Below are 21,624 nucleotides of genomic sequence, written 5' to 3'. Positions count from 1 at the left end.
GGAGAGATCCGATGAGCGAGTTCACCAAGGCGGTCACGGATGACAGCTTCAAGCAGGATGTGCTGCAGGCCCCGGGGCCGGTGCTGGTGGATTTCTGGGCGGAGTGGTGCGGCCCCTGCCGCATGGTGGCGCCGATCCTGGACGAGATCGCCAAGGAGTACGACGGCAAGCTGACCGTCGCGAAGGTCAACATCGACGACAACCCGATGACGCCGAACGATTACGCGGTGCGCGGGATCCCGACGATGATCCTGTTCAAGGACGGCAAGCCGGTGGACACCAAGGTCGGTGCCCTGCCGCGCAGCGCGCTGAAGGAGTGGGTGGCCAGCAAGGTCGGGTGAGGGGGGCGGGTCCGGAGCGGCCGCGGCCGCGGCCCGCTCCGGTCAGGCCCGCTTCCGGCGCAGGATGCCGAGGCCGACCAGCCCCAATCCGAAGATCGCGAAGGCGGCGGGCTCCGCCACGGTGGCGACCACCGTGCCGATCACCTGCGCCGTGGCATAGGTCGCGACGACGCCCGGCGGCGTGAAGTTGAGATACACGGATTCGGCCTGCGGGCCCGCGCCGGTGCAGCCGGCGATTTCGAGGCACCAGTAGTTGGTGCCGGCCCCGATGAAGGGCGCCTGGAACAGGGCGGCACCCGAAGGTGCGGCGAAGTCGAACACCAGCTGCGTGGCCGTTGCGCTGAACGCCTGCCCGTCGATCACGTGCTGGGAATTGGCCGGGGTGAGCACCAGGGTGGCAGCCCCGTCGCTCAGCACCAGGTTCCAGTCCGTGATGTTCTGCGTCGCGAGTGCGCCGATCGTTCCGTCCGTGGTGAGGGTGCCGCTCACACCGCCGAGGCCGATCGTGCGGTTCACGTTGAAGATCGCCGCCTCGGCACCGCCGGTCGGCGCGGCGACCGCGGCGGCCGCGGCTATGGCCAGAAGCAGGGCCGATCCAGAAAGACGCATCCTACACATCCTCCGTTCCTCGTCGGGTCGGGTCCGCTTCGGCACCGGGCCCTCTGCCTGGATGCCACGGGTGCAAGCCGATCCTTCGCGAAGCGTTATCGCGCGCGCCGGTGAAACCGGGGCGTAAGGATTGCTGGGATAATGTGCGAAATCTGGACGGCGTCGTTCGATGCGTCACCGTATGGGCTGGCGGCTCTTCGCGAAGAGGCTGACCGGAGTCAGCCGCCGTCCAGCTTCAGCACCTCGCCCGCCAGATAGAGGCTGCCGCAGATCAGCACGCGGGCCGGCGGGCCGTCCTTCGGCAGGGTGCGCAACGCCTGCTCCACCGTCCCGCCGGGCCGGGCCGCGCCGCCGCTGGCCTCGACGATCGCCTCGACGGGCAGGGCGAGATGCTGACCGGGTTCCTGCACCGCCCAGAGCGTGGTTGCGCGGGGGATGATCGGGCGGAGGAACTCGGCGGCCTGCTTGCCGCCCTTCATGCCGACCAGGACATGCGCCGGCCGGTCGGCAAAGGCCTCGGCGAGGTGCTGGCCGATCGCCGCCCCGCCCGCGGCGTTGTGCCCGCCATCCAGCCACAACTCCCACCCCGCCGGCAGCAGCGCGGCGAGGCGCCCCGCCAGACGCTGCATCCGCGCCGGCCATTCCGCGCGCGCCACGCCCGTGCGGAGCGCCTCCTCCGTCAGCCAGGCCGGGTTCCAGGCGCGCAGCGCGGCGATGGCGATGCCGGCATTGTCCAGCTGATGCGGACCGGCGAGGCCGGGGGGCGGCAGTGCCAGCGCGCCTGCCGCATCGCGGAAGGTGAAGGAGCCATCGGCGTTGCGCGCGACGTCCCATGCGTCGCCGCGCGCATGCAGCTTCGCGCCGGCCCCGGCGGCGACCCGCGCGATCACCGCCATCGCCTCCTCCGGCTGTGCGCCGGTGGCACACGGCACGCCGGGCCTGATGATGCCCGCCTTCTCGAAGGCGATCTTCGCCAGCGTGTCGCCCAGGAACTCCATGTGGTCCATGGAGATGGAGGTGATCGCGGTGGCCGCCGGCGCATCCACCACGCTGGTCGCGTCGAACCGCCCGCCGAGCCCGACCTCCAGTACCAGCAGGTCGGCCGGCACGCTGGCGAAGAGGTGGAAGGCGACGGCGGTGGTCACCTCGAACACCGTGATCGGCTCGCCGGCATTCACCCGCTCGACATGCTCCAGCGCCTCGCTCAGCGCCTCCTCGCCCACCAGCTCGCCGGCCAGCCGGATGCGCTCGTGGAAGCGCACGAGGTGCGGCGAGGTGTAGACATGCACGCGCAAGCCGGCGGCTTCCGCGATGGCGCGCAGGAAGGCGCAGGTCGAGCCCTTGCCGTTGGTGCCGGCGACATGGATCACCGGCGGCAGGCGCCGCTCCGGACTGCCCAGGGCATCGAGGCAGCGCCGCATCCGCCCGAGGCTGAGGTCGATCAGCTTCGGGTGAAGCGCGTGCAGGCGTTCGATGATCGCTTCCGAGCGGGAAGCGGTGGTCGCGTTCACGCGGGCTTCGCGGCCTCGGTCTCCGCGACAGGCTCGGGCGCGGGCAGTGCCGGCAGTTCGGGCGGCCGCTCCTCGACCACCGGCGGCAGCCGCTCGCGCAGCAGCGAGATCAGCCGCGCCAGCGTGGCGCGCATCTCGTGGCGCTTCACCACCATGTCGAGGATGCCGTGCTCCAGCAGGTATTCGGCGCGCTGGAAGCCCTCGGGCAGCTTCTCGCGCACCGTCTGCTCGATCACCCGCGCGCCGGCGAAGCCGATCAGCGCGCCGGGCTCGGCGATCTGGATGTCGCCGAGCATGGCGAAGCTCGCCGTCACGCCGCCCGTCGTCGGGTCGCAGAGCACGACGATGAAGGGCAGCCCGGCCTCCTTGACCAGGCGCGTGGCGATGACGGTGCGCGGCATCTGCATCAGGCTGATCGTGCCTTCCTGCATCCGCGCGCCGCCCGAGGCGGTGAAGACGATCAGCGGCGCGTCCTGCAGCACGGCGAGCTTCGCCGCGGTGACCAGCGCCTCGCCCACGCCGGCGCCCATGGAGCCGCCGAGGAAGGCGAATTCGAAGGCGGCAACCACCGCCTTGCGGCCCTCGATGCTGCCCTGCGCGACCAGGACCGCGTCATCCGCGGTGTTGCGCGCCTGCGCGTCCTTCAGCCGGTCGGAATAGCGGCGCTGGTCGCGGAAGCGGAGCGGGTCGGCCGGGGCCTTCGGCAGCTCGATGCGCGACCAGCCCTCATCCAGCGTGGCCTTGATGCGCGCCTGGGCCGAGAGCCGCATGTGATGGCCGCAGCTGGTGCAGACCATCAGGTTCCGCTCGAGGTCGCGGTGGAAGATCATCTGCTCGCAGGCCGGGCATTTGTGCCAGAGGTTGTCCGGCACCTCCCGCGAGGTGCCGATCAGGCCCTTGATCTTCGGCAGCGCCCAGTCGGTGATCCAGTTCATCTCAGCCTCTTGCCGCCCGGGCGCGTGCCGGGCTGGCAAGGGGAGTAGGCGGTGCCGGGGTCCGACCGCAAGGGGGGCTCCGGCGCCTGCCGCATCCGCCGGACCCGGACCAGCACCTCCACCTCGCCGGGCCGTTCGGCCATCGCCTGGCGGAGGATGGCGAACAGGGTCTCGGGCGAGACGTCGAGATCCACCGTCTGCGACGTCTCCTCATAGACCAGGTGGGAATGCGGCTCCGGCACGGTGTCGAAGACCGGCTCGGCCGCCGTGCTCGGCAGCCGGCCGAGCAGCCCATGGTCGGCCAGCGTTTCCAGCTGGCCGGCGAGCTCGATGGGCGTCAGGGCGAGGCCCGCCTCCCCGGCCATGCGGACCACCTGCGCGAGGCCGAGATGCGTCTCCGGCGCGGCCCGCAGCAGCGCGAGCAGGCGCGCCAGCGCGCCGTGGCCCGGCAGGCCGGCGCGGCGCAGCTCCTCCCGGACCGCGGTCTGCACCGCGTGTGGCATTGGTTGTTCCTCCCCCCGGCGTCCTTGGCGATCGCATCCCTGGGGGATGCGATCGGATCAGGACGCCACGCCCGGGCGCAGCTGGGCTTCAGCTGCGCCCGGCCGCCTCTCCGCCGCGATCAGGCGAGGTCGAAGCGGTCCAGGTTCATCACCTTGGTCCAGGCGGCGACGAAGTCCTTCACGAACTTCGCCTGGTTGTCGGACTGGGCATAGACTTCCGACAGGGCACGCAGCTGGGAGTTCGACCCGAAGACGAGGTCCACGCGCGTGCCGGTCCACTTCACCGCGCCCGTCGCGCGGTCGCGGCCCTCGAACTCCTCGGCCTCCTCCGAGGTCGGCGTCCAGGCCGTCCCCATGTCGAGCAGGTTGACGAAGAAGTCGTTGGTCAGCGTCTCCGGCCGCCTGGTGAGGACGCCGTGCGGCGAGGAGCCGACATTCCCGCCCAGCACGCGCATGCCGCCGACCAGGACCGTCATCTCCGGCGCGGTCAGCGTCAGCAGCTGCGCCTTGTCCACCAGCTGCTCCTCGGCCGCGACCGTGTAGCGGGCCTTGCGGTAGTTGCGGAAGCCGTCCGCCTCCGGCTCGAGCACCGCGAAGCTGTCCACGTCCGTCTGCTCCTGCGAGGCGTCGGTGCGGCCCGGTGCGAAGGGCACCGTCACCTCATGGCCGGCGGCGCGGGCCGCCTTCTCGATGGCCGCGCAGCCGCCGAGCACGATCAGGTCGGCGAGCGAGACCTGCTTGCCGCCGGTCGCCGTAGCGTTGAACTGCCGCTGGATGCCCTCCAGCGTCTCCAGCACGATCGCCAGCTGGGCCGGCTGGTCGGCCTCCCAGTCCTTCTGCGGCGCCAGGCGGATGCGCGCGCCGTTGGCGCCGCCGCGGCGGTCGGAGCCGCGGTAGGTCGAGGCCGAGGCCCAGGCGGTGGAGACCAGCTGGGAAACCGACAGGCCGCTGGCGAGGATCTTCGCCTTCAGCGCCGCGATGTCCGCCTCGTCCACCAGCTTGTGCGTCACCGGCGGCACGGGGTCCTGCCAGATCAGGTCCTCCGCCGGGACCATCGAGCCGAGGTAGCGGGCCTTCGGACCCATGTCGCGATGCGTCAGCTTGAACCAGGCGCGGGCGAAGGCGTCGGCGAACTGGTCCGGGTTCTTGTGGAAGCGCTCCGAGATCTTGCGGTACTCGGGGTCCATCTTCATCGCCATGTCCGCCGTGGTCATGATCGGCGCATGGCGCTTCGTCGGGTCGTGCGCGTCCGGCACCAGCGTGGCCGCGGCGGGATCGGTCGGGATCCACTGCTGCGCGCCGGCCGGGCTCTTCGTCAGCTTCCACTCGTAGCCGAGCAGCATGTCGAAGTAGCTGTTGTCCCACTTCGTCGGCGTGGGCGTCCAGGCGCCCTCGATGCCGCTGGTGATGGCGTGCACGCCCATGCCGCTGCCGAAGGTGCTGAGCCAGCCGAGGCCCATCTGCTCGATCGGGGCGCCTTCCGGCTCACGGCCGACATGGGAGACATCGCCGGCGCCGTGGCACTTGCCGAAGGTGTGGCCGCCGGCGGTCAGCGCCACGGTCTCCTCGTCGTTCATCGCCATGCGCGCGAAGGTCTCGCGGATGTCGCGGCCGGATGCGATCGGGTCCGGGTTGCCGTTCGGGCCTTCCGGATTCACGTAGATCAGGCCCATCTGCACCGCGGCCAGCGGGTTCTCCAGCTGGCGGTCGCCGCTGTAGCGCTTGTCGCCGAGCCAGGTGTCCTCGGCGCCCCAGTAGATGTCCTCCTCCGGCTCCCAGATGTCCACGCGGCCGCCGCCGAAGCCGAAGGGCTTCAGGCCCATCGACTCGATCGCGCAGTTGCCCGCGAAGATGAACAGATCAGCCCAGGAGATCCTGTTGCCGTATTTCTGCTTGATCGGCCAAAGCAGGCGGCGCGCCTTGTCGAGGTTGGCGTTGTCGGGCCAGCTGTTCTCCGGGGCGAAGCGGTGCGCGCCGTTGGAGGCGCCGCCGCGGCCGTCAGCGGTGCGGTAGGTGCCGGCGGCGTGCCAGGCCATGCGGATGAAGAACGGGCCGTAATGGCCATAGTCGGCCGGCCACCAGGGCTGGCTGATCGTCATCAGCGCGAAGATGTCCTGCTTCAGCGCCTCGAGGTCGAGCTTCTTGAATTCCTCGGCGTAGTTGAACGCCTCGCCCATCGGGTTGGACTTGGCGGAGTGCTGGCTGAGGATCCGCAGGTTGAGCTGGTTCGGCCACCAATCGCGGTTCGAGCGGGTCGTGAAGCGCACGGCCGTCGGCTTGCCGTGCATCACCGGGCACTTGCCGGCGCCCTGGCCACCAATTCCGTCCATCTTTCCCTCCTCCTGTGTGACTGCGCTTGATCGGCATGGTCGAGCGAAGACGCTGGTTTTCCCGGAAGAACCGGCCGCGGGCATGCGCCCGTGCCGGCCGGGCCGGGGCCCGCCGTTGCTTCCTCGGATACGTGGTCTTGCGCAACGCTAGCGGCATCGTGACTATAAAGGAAAGTCCCGAGCGTCAACCGCGTTGATAGATACCATCTATGACACCAGCGTGCCCGACCAGATGAACCTTCGCGACCTTCGCTACCTGCTCGCCATCGCCGAGCACGCGCATTTCGGCCGCGCCGCCGAAGCCTGCGGCGTGAGCCAGCCGACGCTCTCCATCCAGCTCCGCAAGCTCGAGGAGCAGCTGGGCGTCGCGCTGTTCGAGCGCGGCGGCAAGAGCGTGATGCCGACCGCCGCCTGCGAGCGGCTGATCGGCCATGCCCGCGCCGCCGTGACGGAGGCGGACGCCGTGCTGGCGGCCGCGCGCGCGCTGCGCGATCCGCGCGCCGGGCGGTTCCGCCTCGGCATCATCCCCACCCTCGCGCCCTATATCCTGCCGCTGGTCTATGCGCCGCTGCGGGAGGCGCTGCCGAAGCTGGTGCTGGAGCCCTGGGAGGACCAGACCGCCGCGCTGGTCGAGCGGCTGCGCGCCCATGAGCTGGACGCCGCGCTGCTCGGCACGGCGGTGGACGGCCCCGACCTGGCGAGCCTCGCCTTGTTCGAGGAGCCCTTCCTGGCCGGCCTGCCGCCGGGCCACAAGCTCGCCGCGCAGCGCCAGGTGGCGCAGGACCAGCTCGCCCCGGATGTGCTGGTGCTGGCCGACGGGCATTGCCTGCGCGACCAGGCGCTCGAGGCCTGTGGCCGGGCCGAGGCGAGCAACGCCCCGCTGCGGGCGGCCAGCCTGACCACGCTGATGAACATGGTCGCCGCTGGCTACGGCACCACGCTGGTGCCGGGGCTTGCCGTGGGCGTGGCGCAGGATGCCGGCATCGAGCTGCGCCCGCTGGCGCGGCCCGCCGGGCGGGTGGTGCGGATCGTCTGGCGCGCCAGCTTTCCCGGCCGGGCGGCGGTGGAGGCGGTGGCCGAGGTGATCGCCGGCCGCCTGCGCGGCTTCGCCGAGGGGGCGAAGCAGGGGCTGTTCTGACGCGAACGGCCCCCCTCGGCGGCTGAGCCGCTACGCCGCGACCTTCCGCGCCGCGCGGATCGCCGCGGAAAGGCCGGCCACCTGCGCCAGCACCTTCGGCGCCGTCTCCGCCGTCGCGCGGCCCTCGGCGTCCAGCGTGGAGGCCAGCGTGTCCACCAGCGCGGTGCCGACCACCGCGCCATCGGCCACCGTCGCCGCGATCGCCGCCTGCTCCGGCGTGCGGATGCCGAAGCCGATCGCCACCGGCAGGTCGGTGTGCCGCTTCAGCGCGGCGACCGCCGGGGCGAGCGACGCATAATCCGCGCTGCGGGTGCCGGTGATGCCGGTGATCGAGACGTAGTAGATGAACCCAGTCGTCGCGCCGAGCACGCGCGGCAGCCGCGCCTCGTCGGTGGTCGGCGCGATCAGGCGGATCAGGTCGAGGCCATGCGCGGCGGCATGCGGCTCGACCTCGTCGGCTTCCTCGGGCGGGACGTCCACGATGATCAGGCCGTCCACTCCGGCGGCCGCGGCATCGGCGCAGAAGCGCGTGACGCCATAGGCGAGCAGCGGGTTGTAGTAGCCCATCAGCACGACGGGCGTGTCCTGCTCCGTCGTGCGCAGCGCGCGCACCAGGGCGAGGATGCCGGCGACCGTCGCACCCGCCTTCAGCCCGCGCTGGCCGGCCTTCTGGACCGAGGGGCCGTCCGCCATCGGGTCGGTGAAGGGCACGCCGATCTCGATCACGTCGGCGCCGGCGGCGGGCAGGCCCCGCAGGATCGCCAGCGAGGTTTCCCGGTCCGGATCGAAGGCGGTGAGGAAGGTGACGAGCGCGCCGCGGCCTTCGGCCCGGAGCCTCGCGAAGCGTGCAGCGATCCTCGACATGGTCAGATCTTCTCGCCCAGATGCCGCGCCACGGTGAAGATGTCCTTGTCGCCGCGGCCGCAGAGATTCATCAGCACGATGCTCTCCGCCGGCATCTCCGGCGCCATCTTCAGCACATGCGCCAGCGCATGCGCCGGCTCCAGCGCGGGGATGATCCCCTCCAGCTTCGAGCAGAGCTGGAAGGCGTCCAGCGCCTCGTCGTCGGTGGCGCCGACATATTGCACGCGGCCGATCTCGTGCAGCCAGGAATGCTCCGGCCCGACGCCGGGATAGTCGAGGCCGGCGGAGATGCTGTGCGCCTCGGTGATCTGCCCGTCGCCGTCCTGCAGCAGGTAGGTGCGGTTGCCGTGCAGCACGCCGGGCCGCCCGCGCGACAGCGCCGCAGCGTGCTCCTGCGTATCCAGGCCCCGGCCGGCGGCCTCGACGCCGATCATCTGCACCTCGCTGTCGTCGAGGAAGGGGAAGAACAGCCCCATCGCGTTCGACCCGCCGCCGACGGCCGCGACCAGCGCATCCGGCAGGCGGCCCTCGGCCTCCTGCATCTGCGCGCGCGCCTCGGTGCCGATCACCGACTGGAAGTCGCGCACCATCTGCGGATAGGGGTGCGGGCCGGCCACGGTGCCGATGCAGTAGTAGGTGTCGTGGACATTCGCGACCCAGTCGCGCAGCCCCTCGTTCATCGCGTCCTTCAGCGTCGCCGCGCCGGAGGTGACGGGGCGGACCTCGGCGCCCAGCAGCTTCATGCGGAACACGTTGGGCTGCTGCCGCTCCACGTCGGTGGCGCCCATGTAGACGATGCAGGGCAGGTCCATCAGCGCGCACGCCGTGGCGGTGGCGACGCCATGCTGGCCGGCGCCGGTCTCCGCGATGATGCGCGTCTTGCCCATCTGCTTCGCCAGCAGGATCTGGCCGAGCACCGCGTTGATCTTGTGCGCGCCGGTGTGGTTCAGCTCATCGCGCTTGAAATAGACCTTCGCACCCTTGCCCGCCGGCGCCGACTTGCGGACATGCGCGGTCAGCCGCTCGGCGAACCACAGCGGGCTCGGGCGGCCGACGTAGTGCGTCAGAAGCCGGCGCCATTCGGCCTGGAAGGCGGCGTCCTTCTTCGCGGCCTCGTAGGCCTTCTCGACCTCGAGGATCAGCGGCATCAGCGTCTCCGCCACGAAGCGGCCGCCGAAGGTGCCGAAGCGGCCCCGTGCATCGGGACCCTGGCGGAGGGAGTTGGGGAGGGCTTGGTTCACCTGACGTTTTCCTGGGCTAGCTGCCGTCATAGCGCGCCCGCCGGGCGCGGTCACGCCGGTGGGGCGGCCTGCGCCTCCGCCGGGGGGTCGTCGGCGGCGAGCAGCGGCTCAGCCGGCTCATGGCCCGGCACCAGGCGCTCCACCGGCACCCGCGCTTCCCAATGCAGCCCGCCCTCAAGCCAATCGGCGCGGACCTCGCCGCCGAGCTGGCGCGTGACCGTGGCGACGATCAGCGAGGAGCCGAAGCCCTGCCGCGTCGGCGGCAGCGCCACCGGCGGCCCCTCCGCCTCATGCCAGCAGATCCGCAACATGCCCTCGCTGATCTCCCATGTCAGCTGCAGCCGTCCCTGCGGCACGGAGAGCGCGCCATGCTTGGCGGCGTTGGTGGCCAGCTCGTGCAGCGCCATGGAGAGGGCCTGCACCGCGGTCGGCGTCAGCGGCAGCGGCGGCCCGTGCAGCGTCGCGGCCGGGCCGGTGCCATCGGCGGCGCGGAACGGGGCGAGCGCCTCCTCCGCGACGATGCGCAGATCGGCGCCGCGCCAATGGCCCTTGGCGAGCAGCGTATGGGCGCGCGAGAGCGCGGCGACGCGGCCTTCCACCGCGCGGGCATAGGCCTCCACGTCGTGCCGCGGGGTCAGGCGCAGCGCCGCCTGCACCACCGCGAGCGTGTTCTTGGCGCGGTGGTCCAGCTCATGCACCAGCACCGCCTGGCGTTCCTCCGCCGCCTTGCGCTCGGTGATGTCGAGGGTGGTGCCGATCAGCCGGGTCGGCTTGCCGGTCAGCGGGTCGTGGCGGGCGGCCCGGCCGTGGCTTTCCACCCAGATCCAGCGCCCATCCGGCCGAAGGAAGCGGAACTCGGCCTGGTAGCTCCGCTCCCGGCCCGACTCCAGCGCGTCGAAGGCCTGCGTCAACCGGTCGCGGTCGTCGGGATGCACGCGGTGGTGCCAGCCGCGGAGATGGGCGGTCTCCTCCTCCGGCAGGAAGCCGAAGATCTCGAGGGAGCGTGGGGTGCGGACCACCCGCCCATCCGCCATGTCCACCTGCCAGGCGCCGAGCCGCGCGGCCTCCAGCGCCAGGCGCAGCCGCTCCTCGCTGTCGCGCATGGCATCCTCGGCCGATTTCAGCGCAGTCACGTCCAGATGCGCGCCGACCATGCGCAGCGCCCGGCCGTCGGCGTCGCGCTCGATCTCCGCACGGGCGTAGATCCAGCGGACTTCGCCATCCGGCAGGACGATGCGGTACTCCTGCTCGTAGTCGGTCTGCGCCGAGCCGTCGGCGATCGCCTCGAGGAAATGGCGCTTCGCCCGCGCCCGGTCCGCGGGATGCAGCCGCGCCACCCAATCCTCGTGCCCGTCGGTGGCCCGCGACGGCGGGATGCCGTGCAGCTCCGCATATTCGGTGGAGCGGCGCGAGAGCAGCTTGGCTTCCGGCCGCAGATCCACCTCGAACCCGCCGACCCGGCCGATGCGCTGCACCCGGCGCAGCGCCGCCTCGGCGCCAGTGACGGCACGGCGCAGGCGCTCGAACTCGGCGACCCGGGCGGGCGGCACCGCGGGGGCTTCGCCGGGGCCGGCCGCGCTGGCGGCCACCGCCTCCGCCCGCGCCACCAGCGCCTCCACCGGGCGGAGCAGGCGGCGCGTGACCAGCGTCCCACCCGCGATCCCCGTCAGCAGTGCCAGTGCCGCGCCGCCGGCGAGCGCCAGCAGCGGGCCGCGTTGCGCGGCAACGAAGGAGGCCTCCGGCTCGTTCACCCAGACATGCCAGCCGGGCGCCGTGGACAGCGCGTGGTAGGCGGTACGGATCGGCGCATCATCGGAAAGGCTGCGCCCGCGCAGCACGCCGCTCTCGCCCAGCGGCCCATCCGTGCGCGGCGGGCGCGGCCGGCCGACCACCTGCTCCGTCTCGCGCGAGCGGGCGGCGAAGACGCCGCGGCTGTCGGTGAGCGCCACGGCGCCGCGGCCCTGCGCAGCCTGGCCGCGCAGCGTCTCCGCGAGATCGGCGGGCACCAGCGGCATGCCGATCACCGCATGCGCCTGGCCGCCGCGCATCACCGGGACGAAGACGAAGGCGGTCGGCTGGCCGGAGACCCGCCCCACCGCGATGTCGGAGACCACCGGCCGGCCGGTGTCGAAGGCGCGGGTGATGGCGACGCCGCCGCCGCCCGGGCCCGGCGCGCCGCCGGGCCCGGGCAGCGGCGCATCCGGCGCCAGCCTCGTGTTGACGATCTGGCTGCCGTCGCGCCGGTAGAGCACGATCCAGCTTCCGAACACCTCGGCAGCGGCGCGGGCATGCACCAGGAACCGCGCCGGATCGGTGGGCGGGTCCGCATAGGGCGAGACGGCGAGGGTCCGCAGCGCGCCGACATGGCCGTCGATCTGCCGGTCCACCGCGGCGGCGAGCGCATGGGCGGTATCCCGCAGGCGGTCCTCGGCCAAGGCTTCCTGCCGGCGCAGCGCCTCCCACGCGGCGGCGCCACCGAAGGCGATCGCCGGCAGCAGGACCGCCAGCACCAGCGCGAAGAGATGTTCGCGCAAGCCCGGGAGTCGTTCTATCCTCGCATCGGATGCGGTCGCCGGCCGACCTTCGACTGGCGCCGCGGGATGCCGGCGGTCGAAGGTCATGGCGCCCGCAGCTAGAGTTGGCGCGGCCGCCTCAGGCCGCCCGGAGAGACATGAAGGATCCGCAAGATCCTGCCAACCAACGAACCGGTGCGGTCGCCGACACGGCGCCGTGACGATCGCGTGAAGGCTAAACCCTTGCGGTCGCGCGCGCTGCGCGGGTGAAGGCGGCGATGCGCGCCGGGTCCTTCACCCCGCGCGCCCGCTCGACGCCCGAGGATACGTCCACCCCCGTCGCGCCGGCGGCGGCGATGGCCTGCACGACGTTCTCCGGCGTCAGCCCGCCGGCGAGCAGCCAGGGGCGGGGGATCGCGCGGCCGGCGGTCAGCGTCCAGTCGAAGGGCGCGGCATTGCCACCCGGCAGCGGTGCGCCGGGCGGCGCCTTGGCGTCCAGCAGGAAGCGGTCCACCGCCGGGGCATAGGCCGCCAGCCGGTCGAGATCGGCCGCCGAGGCGATCCCCAGCGCCTTCATCACCGGCAGGCCGAACCGCTTCCGCACCGCGGCGCAGCGCTCCGGCGTCTCCTCCCCATGCAGCTGGATCAGGTCGAGCGGCAGGGCGGCGAGCACCGCGACGATGTCGGCGTCGGTCGGGTCCACGAACAGCCCGACCTTGCCCGGCCCGGCCCCGGCCTCGGACCGCGCCAGCGCCGCGGCCTGTTCCGGCGTCACCGCGCGCGGGGAGGGCGGGAAGAAGACCAGGCCGACCAGGTCGGCGCCCGCCGCCGCGGCTGCCTCCATCGCCGCCGGGTCGTTGATGCCGCAGATCTTGACCAGCATGGTCAGCCGGCCAGAGCGCGGGCGATGGCGGCCGCCGCGGCGGCGGGATCGGGCGCGCGGGTGATCGGCCGGCCGACCACCACGAAATCGGCGCCGGCCGCGGCCATCTCCTCGGGCGTCGCGGTGCGGGCCTGGTCGTCGGCGGCGCTGCCGGCCGGGCGCACGCCGGGCACCACCAGCACCGGGCCCTCGCCCAGCGCATCGCGCAGCGGCGCCACCTCGCGCGGCGAGCAGACCAGGCCATCGGCGCCTGCCGCGACGGCCAGCCGGGCCAGCCGCAGCACCTGCTGCACCGGGCCGCCGGCCACGCCGGTGTCGGCGAGCGCCGCGGCGTCCAGGCTGGTCAGCACGGTCACCGCCAGGATGCGGATGCGGTCCTGGCCGCCGGCCTTCTCCGCCGCCTCCCGCGCGGCGGCGACCATGGCCGCGCCGCCGGCGGCATGGATGGTCAGCCAGGCCGGGCGCAGCGGCGTGAGCGCGCGCACCGCGCCGGCGACCGTGTTCGGGATGTCGTGCAGCTTGAGGTCGAGGAAGACCGGCCCATGCGCGGCGATGCGCCGCACCGCCTGGCCGCCCTCGGCCGAGAACAGCTCCAGCCCGACCTTGAGCAACGCGGCATGCGGCGCGACGGCGCCGGCCCAGCCCTCCGCGGTCATCAGCTCCGGCGCGTCGAGCGCGACGCAGAGGCGGCAGGCGCGCGCCATGGTCAGTGCCGGCCGCCGATGGCGGAATGCGGGACCGGCTGGGCGGGGATCACCTGCGCTTCCGGGATGCGGCCCATGTCGGCGTCGCGGCGGGCCTTCTCCTCCCGCGCGCGGTAGGTGGCGAGTTCGGCCTCCAGCAGCTTCGCTGCCTGCTCCATCCGCGCGGCGCGGCGGCGGGCGGGCAGGCTGGCGGCCCAGGTGATGCCGGCGCCGAGCAGGAAGGCAAGGCCGGCCAGGATCAGCACCGCCGTGCCGAGCGGCGAGACCCAGGCGAGGTCGAACGGCCACAGCCGGATCTCGACATCCTGCGGGTTCGACAGCGCGAACAGCGCCAGGATGACGAGCAACGGGACGAACAGAACCCAGCGCATGGCGATCCCTCCGGCGGCTTGGCGGGGCTCACCCTCTACGCCGGGCCCGGCGCGGCGTCACCCCACCGGCCGCTCGCGGCGGCCGGGTGGCCTGGTGTTGCCCCTCGATCGCCGGGCGGCCCTTCGCCCGCTCGCCCGCCTGCAGCGGGCGCCAGAAGGAAATGCGGGTCTCACCCCACCGGGGTGGGCGCGCGTGCCCTGCGGACCGGGGCCTGCAGCGGGCCGCCATTGACGCGCTCGCGCAGCTCCTTGCCCGGCTTGAAATACGGCACCGCCTTGGCCGAGACCTCCACCGCCGAGCCGGTGCGCGGGTTGCGGCCGGTGCGCGGGTCGCGCTTCTTGATGGAGAAGGCGCCGAAGCCGCGCAGCTCCACACGGTCCCCGCGGGCCAGCGCCTCGGTGATCTCGTCGAAGATGGTCGCGACGATAAGTTCCACGTCTGGCTGCCGCAGATGCGGGTTGGTTGCCGCCAACTGGGCGATCAGTTCCGATCGCGTCATCGAGGCTCCGTATCCCCCCATCTTCTCATCAGATGAGAGGCTGCCAAAGCGCGCGGACGCGGTCAACGACAAGCCACTCCCCAACCACCGCGCGCAACGCCGCGCCGATCGCCGCGCCGAAGGTTCTCTCGGTGAAGCTGCGCGTCTCGATGTCGCGCAGCGGCAGGCCGGCCGGCACGCCATGGGCCTCGGCAAGCCAGGCCCGCGCCTCCCGCTCGCCGCCGATCGCGTCCACCAGCCCGAGTGCAACCGCCTGCCGGCCGGTGAAGATGCGGCCATCCGCCAGCTCCCGCACGCGGTCGGGCGGCATCTCGCGGCCGGCGGCGACGCGGGCGACGAACTGCTCATGCAGGTCGGCGACGATCCGCCGCAGCTCCGCCCGCCCGGCATCGTCCAGCGGGCGGAAGGGGCTCGGCTGGCCCTTGAACGGGCCGGAGGTCAGCATCTCCACCCGCACGCCGAGCCAGGCCAGCAGGTCCGATGCGTCGAAGGATTGCAGGATGACGCCGATCGAGCCGGTCACCGTCGCCTCGCGCGCGAAGATCCGCTCCGCCGGCAGCGCGGCCATGTAGGCGGCAGAGGCGGCAGTGCCGCCCATCACCGCGACCACCGGCTTGACGGCGGCAAGCTGCGCCAGGCTGGCATGCAGCGCCTCCCCGCCGGCGACGCTGCCGCCGGGGCTGTCGATGGCGACGAGCACCGCACGGACCGAATCATCCCGCCGGACACGGTCCAGCGCTTCCTGCACGTCGCGGTCGTCACCGATGAAACCCGTGACCTCCAGCCGCGCGACATGGGCGGCGCCGGGCAGCAGGCCGCCGGGCTCGCGCAGCCCGGCCAGCGCGAAGATCAGCACCGCGCCCACCAGCACGGCGAGCGCGCGCCAGAAGGAGATGCGACGCTTAAGCCGGCGGCGATCGAGCAGGAGGTCGGCATCAAGGGGCATGCTGCGCATATGGACCGGACCGAGGCGTGCGGCCAAGGGCCCATGCCGCTGCCCGCCAGGTGGCACGATCTTGTGCGTGACACGGAAGGAACCCGGGGCGCGCTGATGGATTGCGGCCGTTAGGATCGCGCAACGGGCCCGTGACGCCCTTGCCGCTGGCCCGGGGGGCCCTGCCATGCTGCGCCTGTCGGTCGCCTTCTTCTGCTCGGGCTTCGGCGCCTTGCTCTGCCAGATCGCCTGGCAGCGCATGCTCGGCATCTTCGCGGGCTCGGACACCATCTCCGCCGCGCTGGTGGTCGGTGCCTTCCTGGGCGGGCTCGGACTCGGCAGCCTGATCGGCGCGCGCATCGCCGACCGGCTGGCGCCGGCCACCGCCCTGCTCGGCTTCGTGGCGTGCGAGGCGCTGGTGGCCGTGTTTGCGCTGCTGTCGAAGCCCTTCCTCTACGACCTGCTGGCGGTGCGGCTGGCCGGCGTGGTGGACAGCCCGGCGGCGATCTTCGCGCTGTGCTTCGCCGGGCTGGTGGTGCCGACGACGCTGATGGGCGCCTCGCTGCCGCTGATCGCGCGCGCCGTCGCCACCACGCTCGACAGCGTGGCGGAGCGGGTGGGCTGGCTCTACGGGCTGAACACGCTGGGCGCCGGGCTCGGCGCGCTGGCGGGGGGCTGGGTCGTGCTCGGCACGGTCGGCTTCACCGGTGCGCTGGGGGTCGCGGCGGTGCTCGACCTCAGCGCGGCGGCGCTGGCGCTGAGCCTGGTGCCGCGGCTGCGCCGGGCGGGCGCGCCGGCAGCCGCGGAGCCGGCCTCCCTGGGCGCGGCCGCGGTGGGGCCCCGGGGATCGGTGCAGGCGCCCGCGGCCGATGCGGGCGGCCTGCCGCTGTGGTGCTTCCTGGTCTTCCTCTCGGGCTATGTGATCGTTGCGCTCGAGATCGTCTGGGTGCGCGTGCTCGGGCAGGTCGGGCAGTTCCACGCCTATCTCTTCCCGACCGTGCTGGGGGTGTTCCTGCTGGCGGACGGGCTCGGCATCGCGGTGGCGTCGCGGCTGGTGCGACGGCTGCGCGATCCGAGGCCGGCCTTCTTCCTGGCCCAGTCGGGCGGCTTCGTGCTGGCCGCGGCACTGCTGCTGGCGCTGTGGTGGGTGCTGCCGCACCGGCCCTTCGCCGTGCTGCTGCCGGACTACTGGCGGCTGGGCGGGCGGGCCTTCCTGATGTCGCTGGCGCTCGTCGTCGTGGTGGTCGGGCCGCCCTCCTTCCTGATCGGCATGACCTTTCCCTTCGTGCAACGCGCCGTGCAGCGGGACCTGGCGCAGGTCGGCGCGCGGGTCGGCTGGGTGCAGCTGGCGAACATCCTCGGCAATGCCGCGGGATCGGTGGTGACCGGGCTGGTGGCGCTGCACCTGCTCGGCACGGCGGGGACGCTGGCGCTGATCGGCGGCGTCTCGCTGCTGCTGGCGCTCGGCTGGGTTTTCTGGTCGCGCGGCGGCGGCTGGGCCGGGCGCGGGCCGGCGCTGGCGGCGGCGGCGGGCTGCGCGGCGGTGCTGGCGCTGCTGCCGGACAACGCGACCTTCTGGCGCCGCGCGCATGGGCTGGCGCCGGGCACCGAGCATGCCTGGGGGGAGGACCGCTCCGGCGTCGCCTTCTGGCGCGCCGGCGCGAAGCGCGGCAGCGAGTCGATGTGGGGCCCCTTCTTCATCATGGGCCACACCCAGGCCACCATTCCCTTCCTCTCCGAGCACCTGATCCTTGGCGCTGCGGGTCCGCTGCTGCACCCGGCGCCGCGGCGCCTCTTCGCCGTCGGCGTCGGCAGCGGCGGCACGCCCTGGGGCTCGGCCGCGGTGCGGGAGCTGGAGGAGATCAGCGCGGTGGAGCTGGTCGCGCCGATCCTCGGCGTGCTGCGGCGACACGCGGCACTCCAGCCCGACGGCCCCGTGGCGCCCTTGCTGGCCGATCCGCGCATCCGGCTGGAGGCGGGCGACGGGCGCCGCGCGCTCGCGCGCAGCGCGCCCGGTTCCTGGGACGTGATCCAGGCGGATGCGATCTACCCGCAGACCTCGCATAGCGGCCTGCTCTACAGCCGCGAGTATCTGGAGCTGGTGCGGTCCCGCCTGGCGCCCGGTGGCCTTGCGGTGCAGTGGGCGCCGAGCTGGTCGGTGGTGGAGACCTTCGTCGCGGTCTTCCCGCATGCCGTGATGCTGCGGCCGCTCAACGTGCTGATCGGCAGCGACCGGCCGATCCCGGATGCGCGCGCGCGGCTGCTACGGCGGCTGGCGGAGCCGGAGCTGCTCGCCCGCCTCACCCACGGGAACCACGAGCAGGCGGCCGGGATCGCGCAGCAGGTCGCGGGCGAGTCGCTGGTCTGGAGCCCGGCAACGCCGCGCGGCCCGGCGCCGCTGACCGACATGTTTCCGCGCGACGAGTTCTTCATGAACAACCTGGTGCGCGACACCTGGAACTCGGCGCCGCCGCCCCAGCTGCATCCGGCCCGGGAGTGAGCGCCTCCCGGCGCAAGGAATAATTTCTTTCTTCTGCCCTCGGACGCGTGCCGGAGGCACGCCTTCGGCCTGACGCGCCAGCATCCGCGGCCCTGGCATCGGTCAACGACCGACGCCGCGCGTATCAGCCGCCCTGCGGGCGCGACCTTCCGGCCGCGCCCTGCGATTCGGCGAAGTCGCCTATTTCCGCCACCAGCCGCGCTTGCGCGGCAGTTCCGCCGGGCCCTCGGCGCCGAGCACGATCGGGGCGACCGGCTGCCCGATCACCGGCTCGGCCGGGGGCACTTGCCCGGCAGGCGGGGCAGGTGGCGCGGCGGGCGGGGTTTCCTGGTCCGGCAAGGCCGCGGCGGGCGGTTCGGCCACCACGATCTCCGCCACGGGCACAGCCGGCGAAGGCGCTGCGGCCTGCGGCGCCTCGGCCATGGGTGCCTCCGGCGCCGGCGGTTCCGCGGCGACCGGCGCGGACGCCAGCTCCGCCATCGGCGCAGCCACCTGGGACGGCGCGGCGGCCATCTCGGCGGGATGCTCCACGGGCGATGCGGCCGGCGCGGGCTCGACCGGCTCCGGCGGCGGGGCGCGTCGGCTGCGGGTGGCGCGCTCCGCGGCCTGCTGCTCGGCCGCCTCCATTGCCATCAGGATCTCATCCATCTGGCCCGCGAAGGGATCGGCCGGTGTCGGCGCGCGGCGCGGCTGCGGCATATGGGCGACCGGCGCGGCCATCGGCGTGGCGGGCGGCGCAGCGGGCGGCGCCGCGGGCTGGCCCTCGGCCGCCTCGGCGCCGGACTCGCCGTCCGGACGCCGGCGACGCCCGCCGCGACGACCGCGGCGGCGGCGACGCGCCTCCTCGGCGCCATCGGCATCGGTGGCTTCGGCCTCCGGCTCGCCCTCGGCCTCGGCATCCGTACCCGCCTCGGCCACGGCTTCGGCCTGCGACTCGGTGGCGCCGGCCTCGGCCTCCTCGGCCTCGTCCTCCTCCTCGCCCTCCTCGGTGGTGGCCTCGCCGGGCAGCGCCTCGCCGCCCTCGCGGCGGCCGCGACGACGCCGACGGCGACGGCGGCCGCGGCCCTGGGCGTCACCCTCGGCATCGGCCCGGGGCTCGGCCCGCGGCTCGGCCTCGGCGCGGGCGGCTGGCGCCCCCACGGGCTCGGCCATGGGCTCGGCCTCGTCCTCCTCTGCCTCCTCCGGCTCCGGCGCGTAGTCCATGCGCAGCGCGGCGGGGCGCTCGGCGACGGCATCCGGGTTCTGCGCCCGCGTGCGCTCGATGCGCAGCGCCGGCGGGATCAGCGTGTCGTCGGCCTGGAACAGCACGGACATGCCGAACCGCTCCTCGATCATGGCCAGCCGCTCGCGCTTGCGGTTGAGCAGCCAGAAGGCCAGCGGCGTGGCGACATGCACCACGATCTCCGCGGCGCGGCGCTTCGCGCCCTCCTCCTCGATGGCGCGCAGCACGGCGAGGCCGCTGCTCTCCACGCTCCGCACCAGGCCACGGCCGCTGCAATGCGGGCAGGTGATGAAGGCGTGCTCGACCAGCGAGGGGCGCAGCCGCTGGCGCGACATCTCCAGTAGGCCGAAATGGCTGATCCGGCCGACCTGGATGCGTGCGCGGTCGAGCTTCAGCGCTTCCTTGAGGCGTCGCTCCACCATGCCGTCATGCTTGGACGACTCCATGTCGATGAAGTCGATGACGATCAGGCCCGCCAGGTCGCGCAGCCGAAGCTGGCGCGCCACCTCGTCGGCGGCCTCGAGGTTGGTGCGCAGCGCGGTGTCCTCGATGTGCCGGTCACGCGTCGCGCGGCCGGAGTTCACGTCGATGGCGACCAGCGCCTCGGTCTGGTTGATGACGATGTAGCCGCCGGACTTGAGCTGCACCGTCGGGTTGTGCATCTGCTCCAGCTGCGAATCGACGCCGTGCTTGGCGAACAACGGGATGCCGTCGCGCGGCGTCCGCACCTTGTTGGCGTGCGCGGGCATCAGCATGCGCATGAACTCGCGCGCTTCCTGATAGGCGTCCTCGCCGTCCACCAGCACTTCCTCGACATCCTTGCCGTAGGTGTCGCGGATCGAGCGCTTGATGAGATCGGCTTCCTCGTAGATCAGCGCCGGCGCGCTGCTCGCGAAGGTGCGTTCGCGGATGCCGTCCCACAGCCGCAGCAGGTATTCGCAATCCTTCCTGATCTCGGGCTTCGGCCGCTGCGCGCCGGCGGTGCGCACGATCAGGCTCATGCCCTCCGGCAGCGCGAGGTCGTCGATCACTTCCCGCAGGCGCTTGCGGTCCGCCGTCGAGGTGATCTTGCGGGAGACGCCGCCGCCGCGCGGGCTGTTCGGCATCAGCACGGAAAAGCGGCCGGCCAGCGAGATGTAGGTGGTCAGCGCCGCGCCCTTGGTGCCGCGCTCCTCCTTGACGACCTGCACCAGCATGATCTGCCGGCGCTTGATGACTTCCTGGATCTTGTAGTTGCGGAGGAACTTCGGCGGGATGCGGCGCTCGCGCATCTCGTCCTCGGTGGTGCCGCCGACCGTCTCCGGCGGCAGGCCGGGCTCGCCGTCGCCGCCATCGCTGTCCTCGCTGCGGGTCTCGCCATCACCGGCACGGTTGGTGTCGCGCGGCGAGTCCTCGGTCGCGGCGGCCTCGCCCGGCAAGTGGTCCTCGCCCTCGGCGTTCGGCTCGGCGGCCGGCTCCGACGCGGCGGAGCGGACGCCCTCGGGCGGCAGGGGCGACGACTCGGCGACCGGCACGCCCTCATGCGGGACGGGCGCCTCCGCGGCCTCGGCCTCGAGGGTGACGATACGCGCGGCGGGCGTTTCCTCGGTGGTGTCGGCGGCGGCGGGAAGCGGTGCGCCGCCCTCTTCGGTGGCGCTCTCCTCGTCGCCGGCGGGTGCCTCTGCGATGGCGGCCTCGATGGCGTCGTTCAGGGCGCCGTCATTGGCGCGGGCGGCGTCCTCGGCCTCCTCGCGGCGGCGTTCCTCCTCCGCCTCGGCGCGCTGCGCCTCCAGCAGGCGCTGCCGGTCGGCGATGGGGATCTGGTAGTAGTCGGGGTGGATCTCGCCGAAGGCCAGGAAGCCGTGGCGATTGCCGCCGTATTCGACGAAGGCGGCCTGCAGGCTGGGCTCCACCCGCACCACGCGGGCCAGGTAGATGTTGCCCTTCAGCGGCAGGCGGTTGGCGGACTCGATGTCGAAGGCTTCGAGCCGGTTGCCGTCCAGCACCGCCACCCGCGTCTCTTCGGGGTGGGATGCGTCGATCAGCATGCGCTTGGTCATGGAAGCGGAAACTCCGCGCCGCAGCGACTGATGGCCGGGCTGCGGCGGAGATGGGTGGCGGGGCCCGGGAAGCGGCGGCGGCGCGGCTGGCAGGTGACCATGCGGCGACGCCCGATCCTCTTCTCGGCGGACCGGCGCCCCGCATGCGGCGGGGGCGCGGCCCTGGTGGGGTCTCTGGACCAGGCGGGGGCGGGGCCTGCACATGTGCCATGGCCGTCGCACCGCCGGTCCGGCGGATGCGCCTCGCGATGCCCCGAAGCCCTCCGGGCGGCGGCCCCGCCCGCGCAGCCGCACGGAATCGTACGGGTCGCGGTCCAGGGGCGCCGATCGCAGGCGCGGTCGGGCGGGCGGCGGGCGTCGGTCATGCCCCGGGCCCGGGCGGAAATGGCCAGGGAAGGGGCGTGTCGCGCGCGCTCCGCGCCGGCGGGGAGGGGCTCGCGGCACCTGACGAAACGCGAGGCGGGCACAATGCCCGTCCCATGCCAG

The 21,624-nt window shown here is 73.2% G+C and carries 17 protein-coding genes; 3 read left to right on the top strand and 14 right to left on the bottom strand.

Annotated features, from left to right (window positions below):
• Nucleotides 1-11 precede the first annotated feature (11 nt).
• On the top strand, nucleotides 12-341 hold the full coding sequence (trxA, locus tag ACESM1_RS18135) for a thioredoxin TrxA (RefSeq protein ID WP_372622440.1): 330 nt from the start codon (nucleotides 12-14) through the stop codon (nucleotides 339-341).
• Nucleotides 342-383: 42 nt separating this feature from the next.
• Here trxA and ACESM1_RS18130 read toward each other — a convergent pair whose 3' ends face one another.
• From ACESM1_RS18130 to katG, 5 genes are all read right to left on the bottom strand, one after another.
• The gene (locus tag ACESM1_RS18130) at nucleotides 384-950 is read right to left on the bottom strand and encodes a hypothetical protein (protein WP_372622439.1); all 567 of its coding nucleotides are present in this window, start codon (nucleotides 948-950) and stop codon (nucleotides 384-386) included.
• Nucleotides 951-1,168: 218 nt separating this feature from the next.
• Nucleotides 1,169-2,461 (bottom strand): bifunctional folylpolyglutamate synthase/dihydrofolate synthase, encoded by a 1,293-nt coding sequence (locus tag ACESM1_RS18125; RefSeq protein WP_372622437.1) that lies wholly within the window; start codon nucleotides 2,459-2,461, stop codon nucleotides 1,169-1,171.
• Nucleotides 2,458-3,396 (bottom strand): acetyl-CoA carboxylase, carboxyltransferase subunit beta, encoded by a 939-nt coding sequence (accD, locus tag ACESM1_RS18120; RefSeq protein WP_372622435.1) that lies wholly within the window; start codon nucleotides 3,394-3,396, stop codon nucleotides 2,458-2,460. The genes ACESM1_RS18125 and accD overlap by 4 nt, the downstream gene beginning before the upstream one ends.
• Nucleotides 3,393-3,899 (bottom strand): hypothetical protein, encoded by a 507-nt coding sequence (locus ACESM1_RS18115; protein ID WP_372622433.1) that lies wholly within the window; start codon nucleotides 3,897-3,899, stop codon nucleotides 3,393-3,395. The genes accD and ACESM1_RS18115 overlap by 4 nt, the downstream gene beginning before the upstream one ends.
• 119 nt (nucleotides 3,900-4,018) lie before the next feature.
• Nucleotides 4,019-6,229, bottom strand: coding sequence for a catalase/peroxidase HPI (katG, locus tag ACESM1_RS18110; protein WP_372622431.1), 2,211 nt, complete (start codon nucleotides 6,227-6,229; stop codon nucleotides 4,019-4,021).
• A 193-nt stretch (nucleotides 6,230-6,422) separates the two neighbouring features.
• On the opposite strand from katG, the gene ACESM1_RS18105 reads away from it, so the two are divergent.
• On the top strand, nucleotides 6,423-7,367 hold the full coding sequence (locus ACESM1_RS18105) for a LysR substrate-binding domain-containing protein (protein ID WP_372622430.1): 945 nt from the start codon (nucleotides 6,423-6,425) through the stop codon (nucleotides 7,365-7,367).
• A gap of 30 nt (nucleotides 7,368-7,397) precedes the next feature.
• Here the strand turns inward: ACESM1_RS18105 and trpA are convergent, their stop codons facing one another.
• From trpA to sppA, 8 genes are all read right to left on the bottom strand, one after another.
• Nucleotides 7,398-8,231, bottom strand: coding sequence for a tryptophan synthase subunit alpha (gene trpA / locus ACESM1_RS18100; RefSeq protein WP_372622428.1), 834 nt, complete (start codon nucleotides 8,229-8,231; stop codon nucleotides 7,398-7,400).
• A gap of 2 nt (nucleotides 8,232-8,233) precedes the next feature.
• A complete protein-coding gene (gene trpB / locus ACESM1_RS18095; RefSeq protein ID WP_372622426.1) occupies nucleotides 8,234-9,472 on the bottom strand; it encodes a tryptophan synthase subunit beta in 1,239 nt (412 codons plus the stop codon).
• 50 nt (nucleotides 9,473-9,522) lie between these two features.
• A complete protein-coding gene (locus ACESM1_RS18090) occupies nucleotides 9,523-12,006 on the bottom strand; it encodes a sensor histidine kinase (RefSeq protein WP_372622424.1) in 2,484 nt (827 codons plus the stop codon).
• A 214-nt stretch (nucleotides 12,007-12,220) separates the two neighbouring features.
• The gene (locus ACESM1_RS18085) at nucleotides 12,221-12,868 is read right to left on the bottom strand and encodes a phosphoribosylanthranilate isomerase (RefSeq protein WP_372622422.1); all 648 of its coding nucleotides are present in this window, start codon (nucleotides 12,866-12,868) and stop codon (nucleotides 12,221-12,223) included.
• Between the two features lie 2 nt (nucleotides 12,869-12,870).
• Nucleotides 12,871-13,572 (bottom strand): orotidine-5'-phosphate decarboxylase, encoded by a 702-nt coding sequence (pyrF, locus tag ACESM1_RS18080; RefSeq protein ID WP_372622420.1) that lies wholly within the window; start codon nucleotides 13,570-13,572, stop codon nucleotides 12,871-12,873.
• Between the two features lie 2 nt (nucleotides 13,573-13,574).
• A complete protein-coding gene (locus ACESM1_RS18075; protein WP_372622418.1) occupies nucleotides 13,575-13,943 on the bottom strand; it encodes a lipopolysaccharide assembly protein LapA domain-containing protein in 369 nt (122 codons plus the stop codon).
• A gap of 170 nt (nucleotides 13,944-14,113) precedes the next feature.
• Nucleotides 14,114-14,443 (bottom strand): integration host factor subunit beta, encoded by a 330-nt coding sequence (ihfB, locus tag ACESM1_RS18070; RefSeq protein WP_372622417.1) that lies wholly within the window; start codon nucleotides 14,441-14,443, stop codon nucleotides 14,114-14,116.
• Between the two features lie 28 nt (nucleotides 14,444-14,471).
• Nucleotides 14,472-15,389 (bottom strand): signal peptide peptidase SppA, encoded by a 918-nt coding sequence (gene sppA / locus ACESM1_RS18065; protein WP_372622415.1) that lies wholly within the window; start codon nucleotides 15,387-15,389, stop codon nucleotides 14,472-14,474.
• Nucleotides 15,390-15,564: 175 nt separating this feature from the next.
• Between sppA and ACESM1_RS18060 the strand changes: the two genes are divergently transcribed.
• On the top strand, nucleotides 15,565-17,877 hold the full coding sequence (locus ACESM1_RS18060) for a hypothetical protein (RefSeq protein ID WP_372622413.1): 2,313 nt from the start codon (nucleotides 15,565-15,567) through the stop codon (nucleotides 17,875-17,877).
• Between the two features lie 180 nt (nucleotides 17,878-18,057).
• On the opposite strand, the gene ACESM1_RS18055 is transcribed toward ACESM1_RS18060, so the two are convergent.
• Nucleotides 18,058-21,138 (bottom strand): ribonuclease E/G, encoded by a 3,081-nt coding sequence (locus ACESM1_RS18055; protein ID WP_372622411.1) that lies wholly within the window; start codon nucleotides 21,136-21,138, stop codon nucleotides 18,058-18,060.
• Nucleotides 21,139-21,624 lie beyond the last annotated feature (486 nt).

The organism is Falsiroseomonas sp. (assembly GCF_041690465.1).
Lineage (GTDB): Bacteria > Pseudomonadota > Alphaproteobacteria > Acetobacterales > Acetobacteraceae > Falsiroseomonas.
Note: the sequence above shows the minus strand (reverse complement) of the source record. Positions and strands in the feature narration are given on the sequence as shown.

Excerpts from the sequence above, each read along its gene's own strand:
- pyrF (WP_372622420.1), bottom strand. The coding sequence starts at position 13,572 with ATGGCGCGCGCCTGCCGCCTCTGCGTCGCGCTCGACGCGCCGGAGCTG.
- ihfB (WP_372622417.1), bottom strand. The coding sequence starts at position 14,443 with ATGACGCGATCGGAACTGATCGCCCAGTTGGCGGCAACCAACCCGCAT.
- ACESM1_RS18055 (WP_372622411.1), bottom strand. The coding sequence starts at position 21,138 with ATGACCAAGCGCATGCTGATCGACGCATCCCACCCCGAAGAGACGCGG.
- ACESM1_RS18115 (WP_372622433.1), bottom strand. The coding sequence starts at position 3,899 with ATGCCACACGCGGTGCAGACCGCGGTCCGGGAGGAGCTGCGCCGCGCC.
- trxA (WP_372622440.1), top strand. The coding sequence starts at position 12 with ATGAGCGAGTTCACCAAGGCGGTCACGGATGACAGCTTCAAGCAGGAT.
- ACESM1_RS18075 (WP_372622418.1), bottom strand. The coding sequence starts at position 13,943 with ATGCGCTGGGTTCTGTTCGTCCCGTTGCTCGTCATCCTGGCGCTGTTC.
- katG (WP_372622431.1), bottom strand. The coding sequence starts at position 6,229 with ATGGACGGAATTGGTGGCCAGGGCGCCGGCAAGTGCCCGGTGATGCAC.
- ACESM1_RS18060 (WP_372622413.1), top strand. The coding sequence starts at position 15,565 with ATGCTGCGCCTGTCGGTCGCCTTCTTCTGCTCGGGCTTCGGCGCCTTG.
- ACESM1_RS18130 (WP_372622439.1), bottom strand. The coding sequence starts at position 950 with ATGCGTCTTTCTGGATCGGCCCTGCTTCTGGCCATAGCCGCGGCCGCC.
- ACESM1_RS18085 (WP_372622422.1), bottom strand. The coding sequence starts at position 12,868 with ATGCTGGTCAAGATCTGCGGCATCAACGACCCGGCGGCGATGGAGGCA.
- trpA (WP_372622428.1), bottom strand. The coding sequence starts at position 8,231 with ATGTCGAGGATCGCTGCACGCTTCGCGAGGCTCCGGGCCGAAGGCCGC.
- sppA (WP_372622415.1), bottom strand. The coding sequence starts at position 15,389 with ATGCCCCTTGATGCCGACCTCCTGCTCGATCGCCGCCGGCTTAAGCGT.
- accD (WP_372622435.1), bottom strand. The coding sequence starts at position 3,396 with ATGAACTGGATCACCGACTGGGCGCTGCCGAAGATCAAGGGCCTGATC.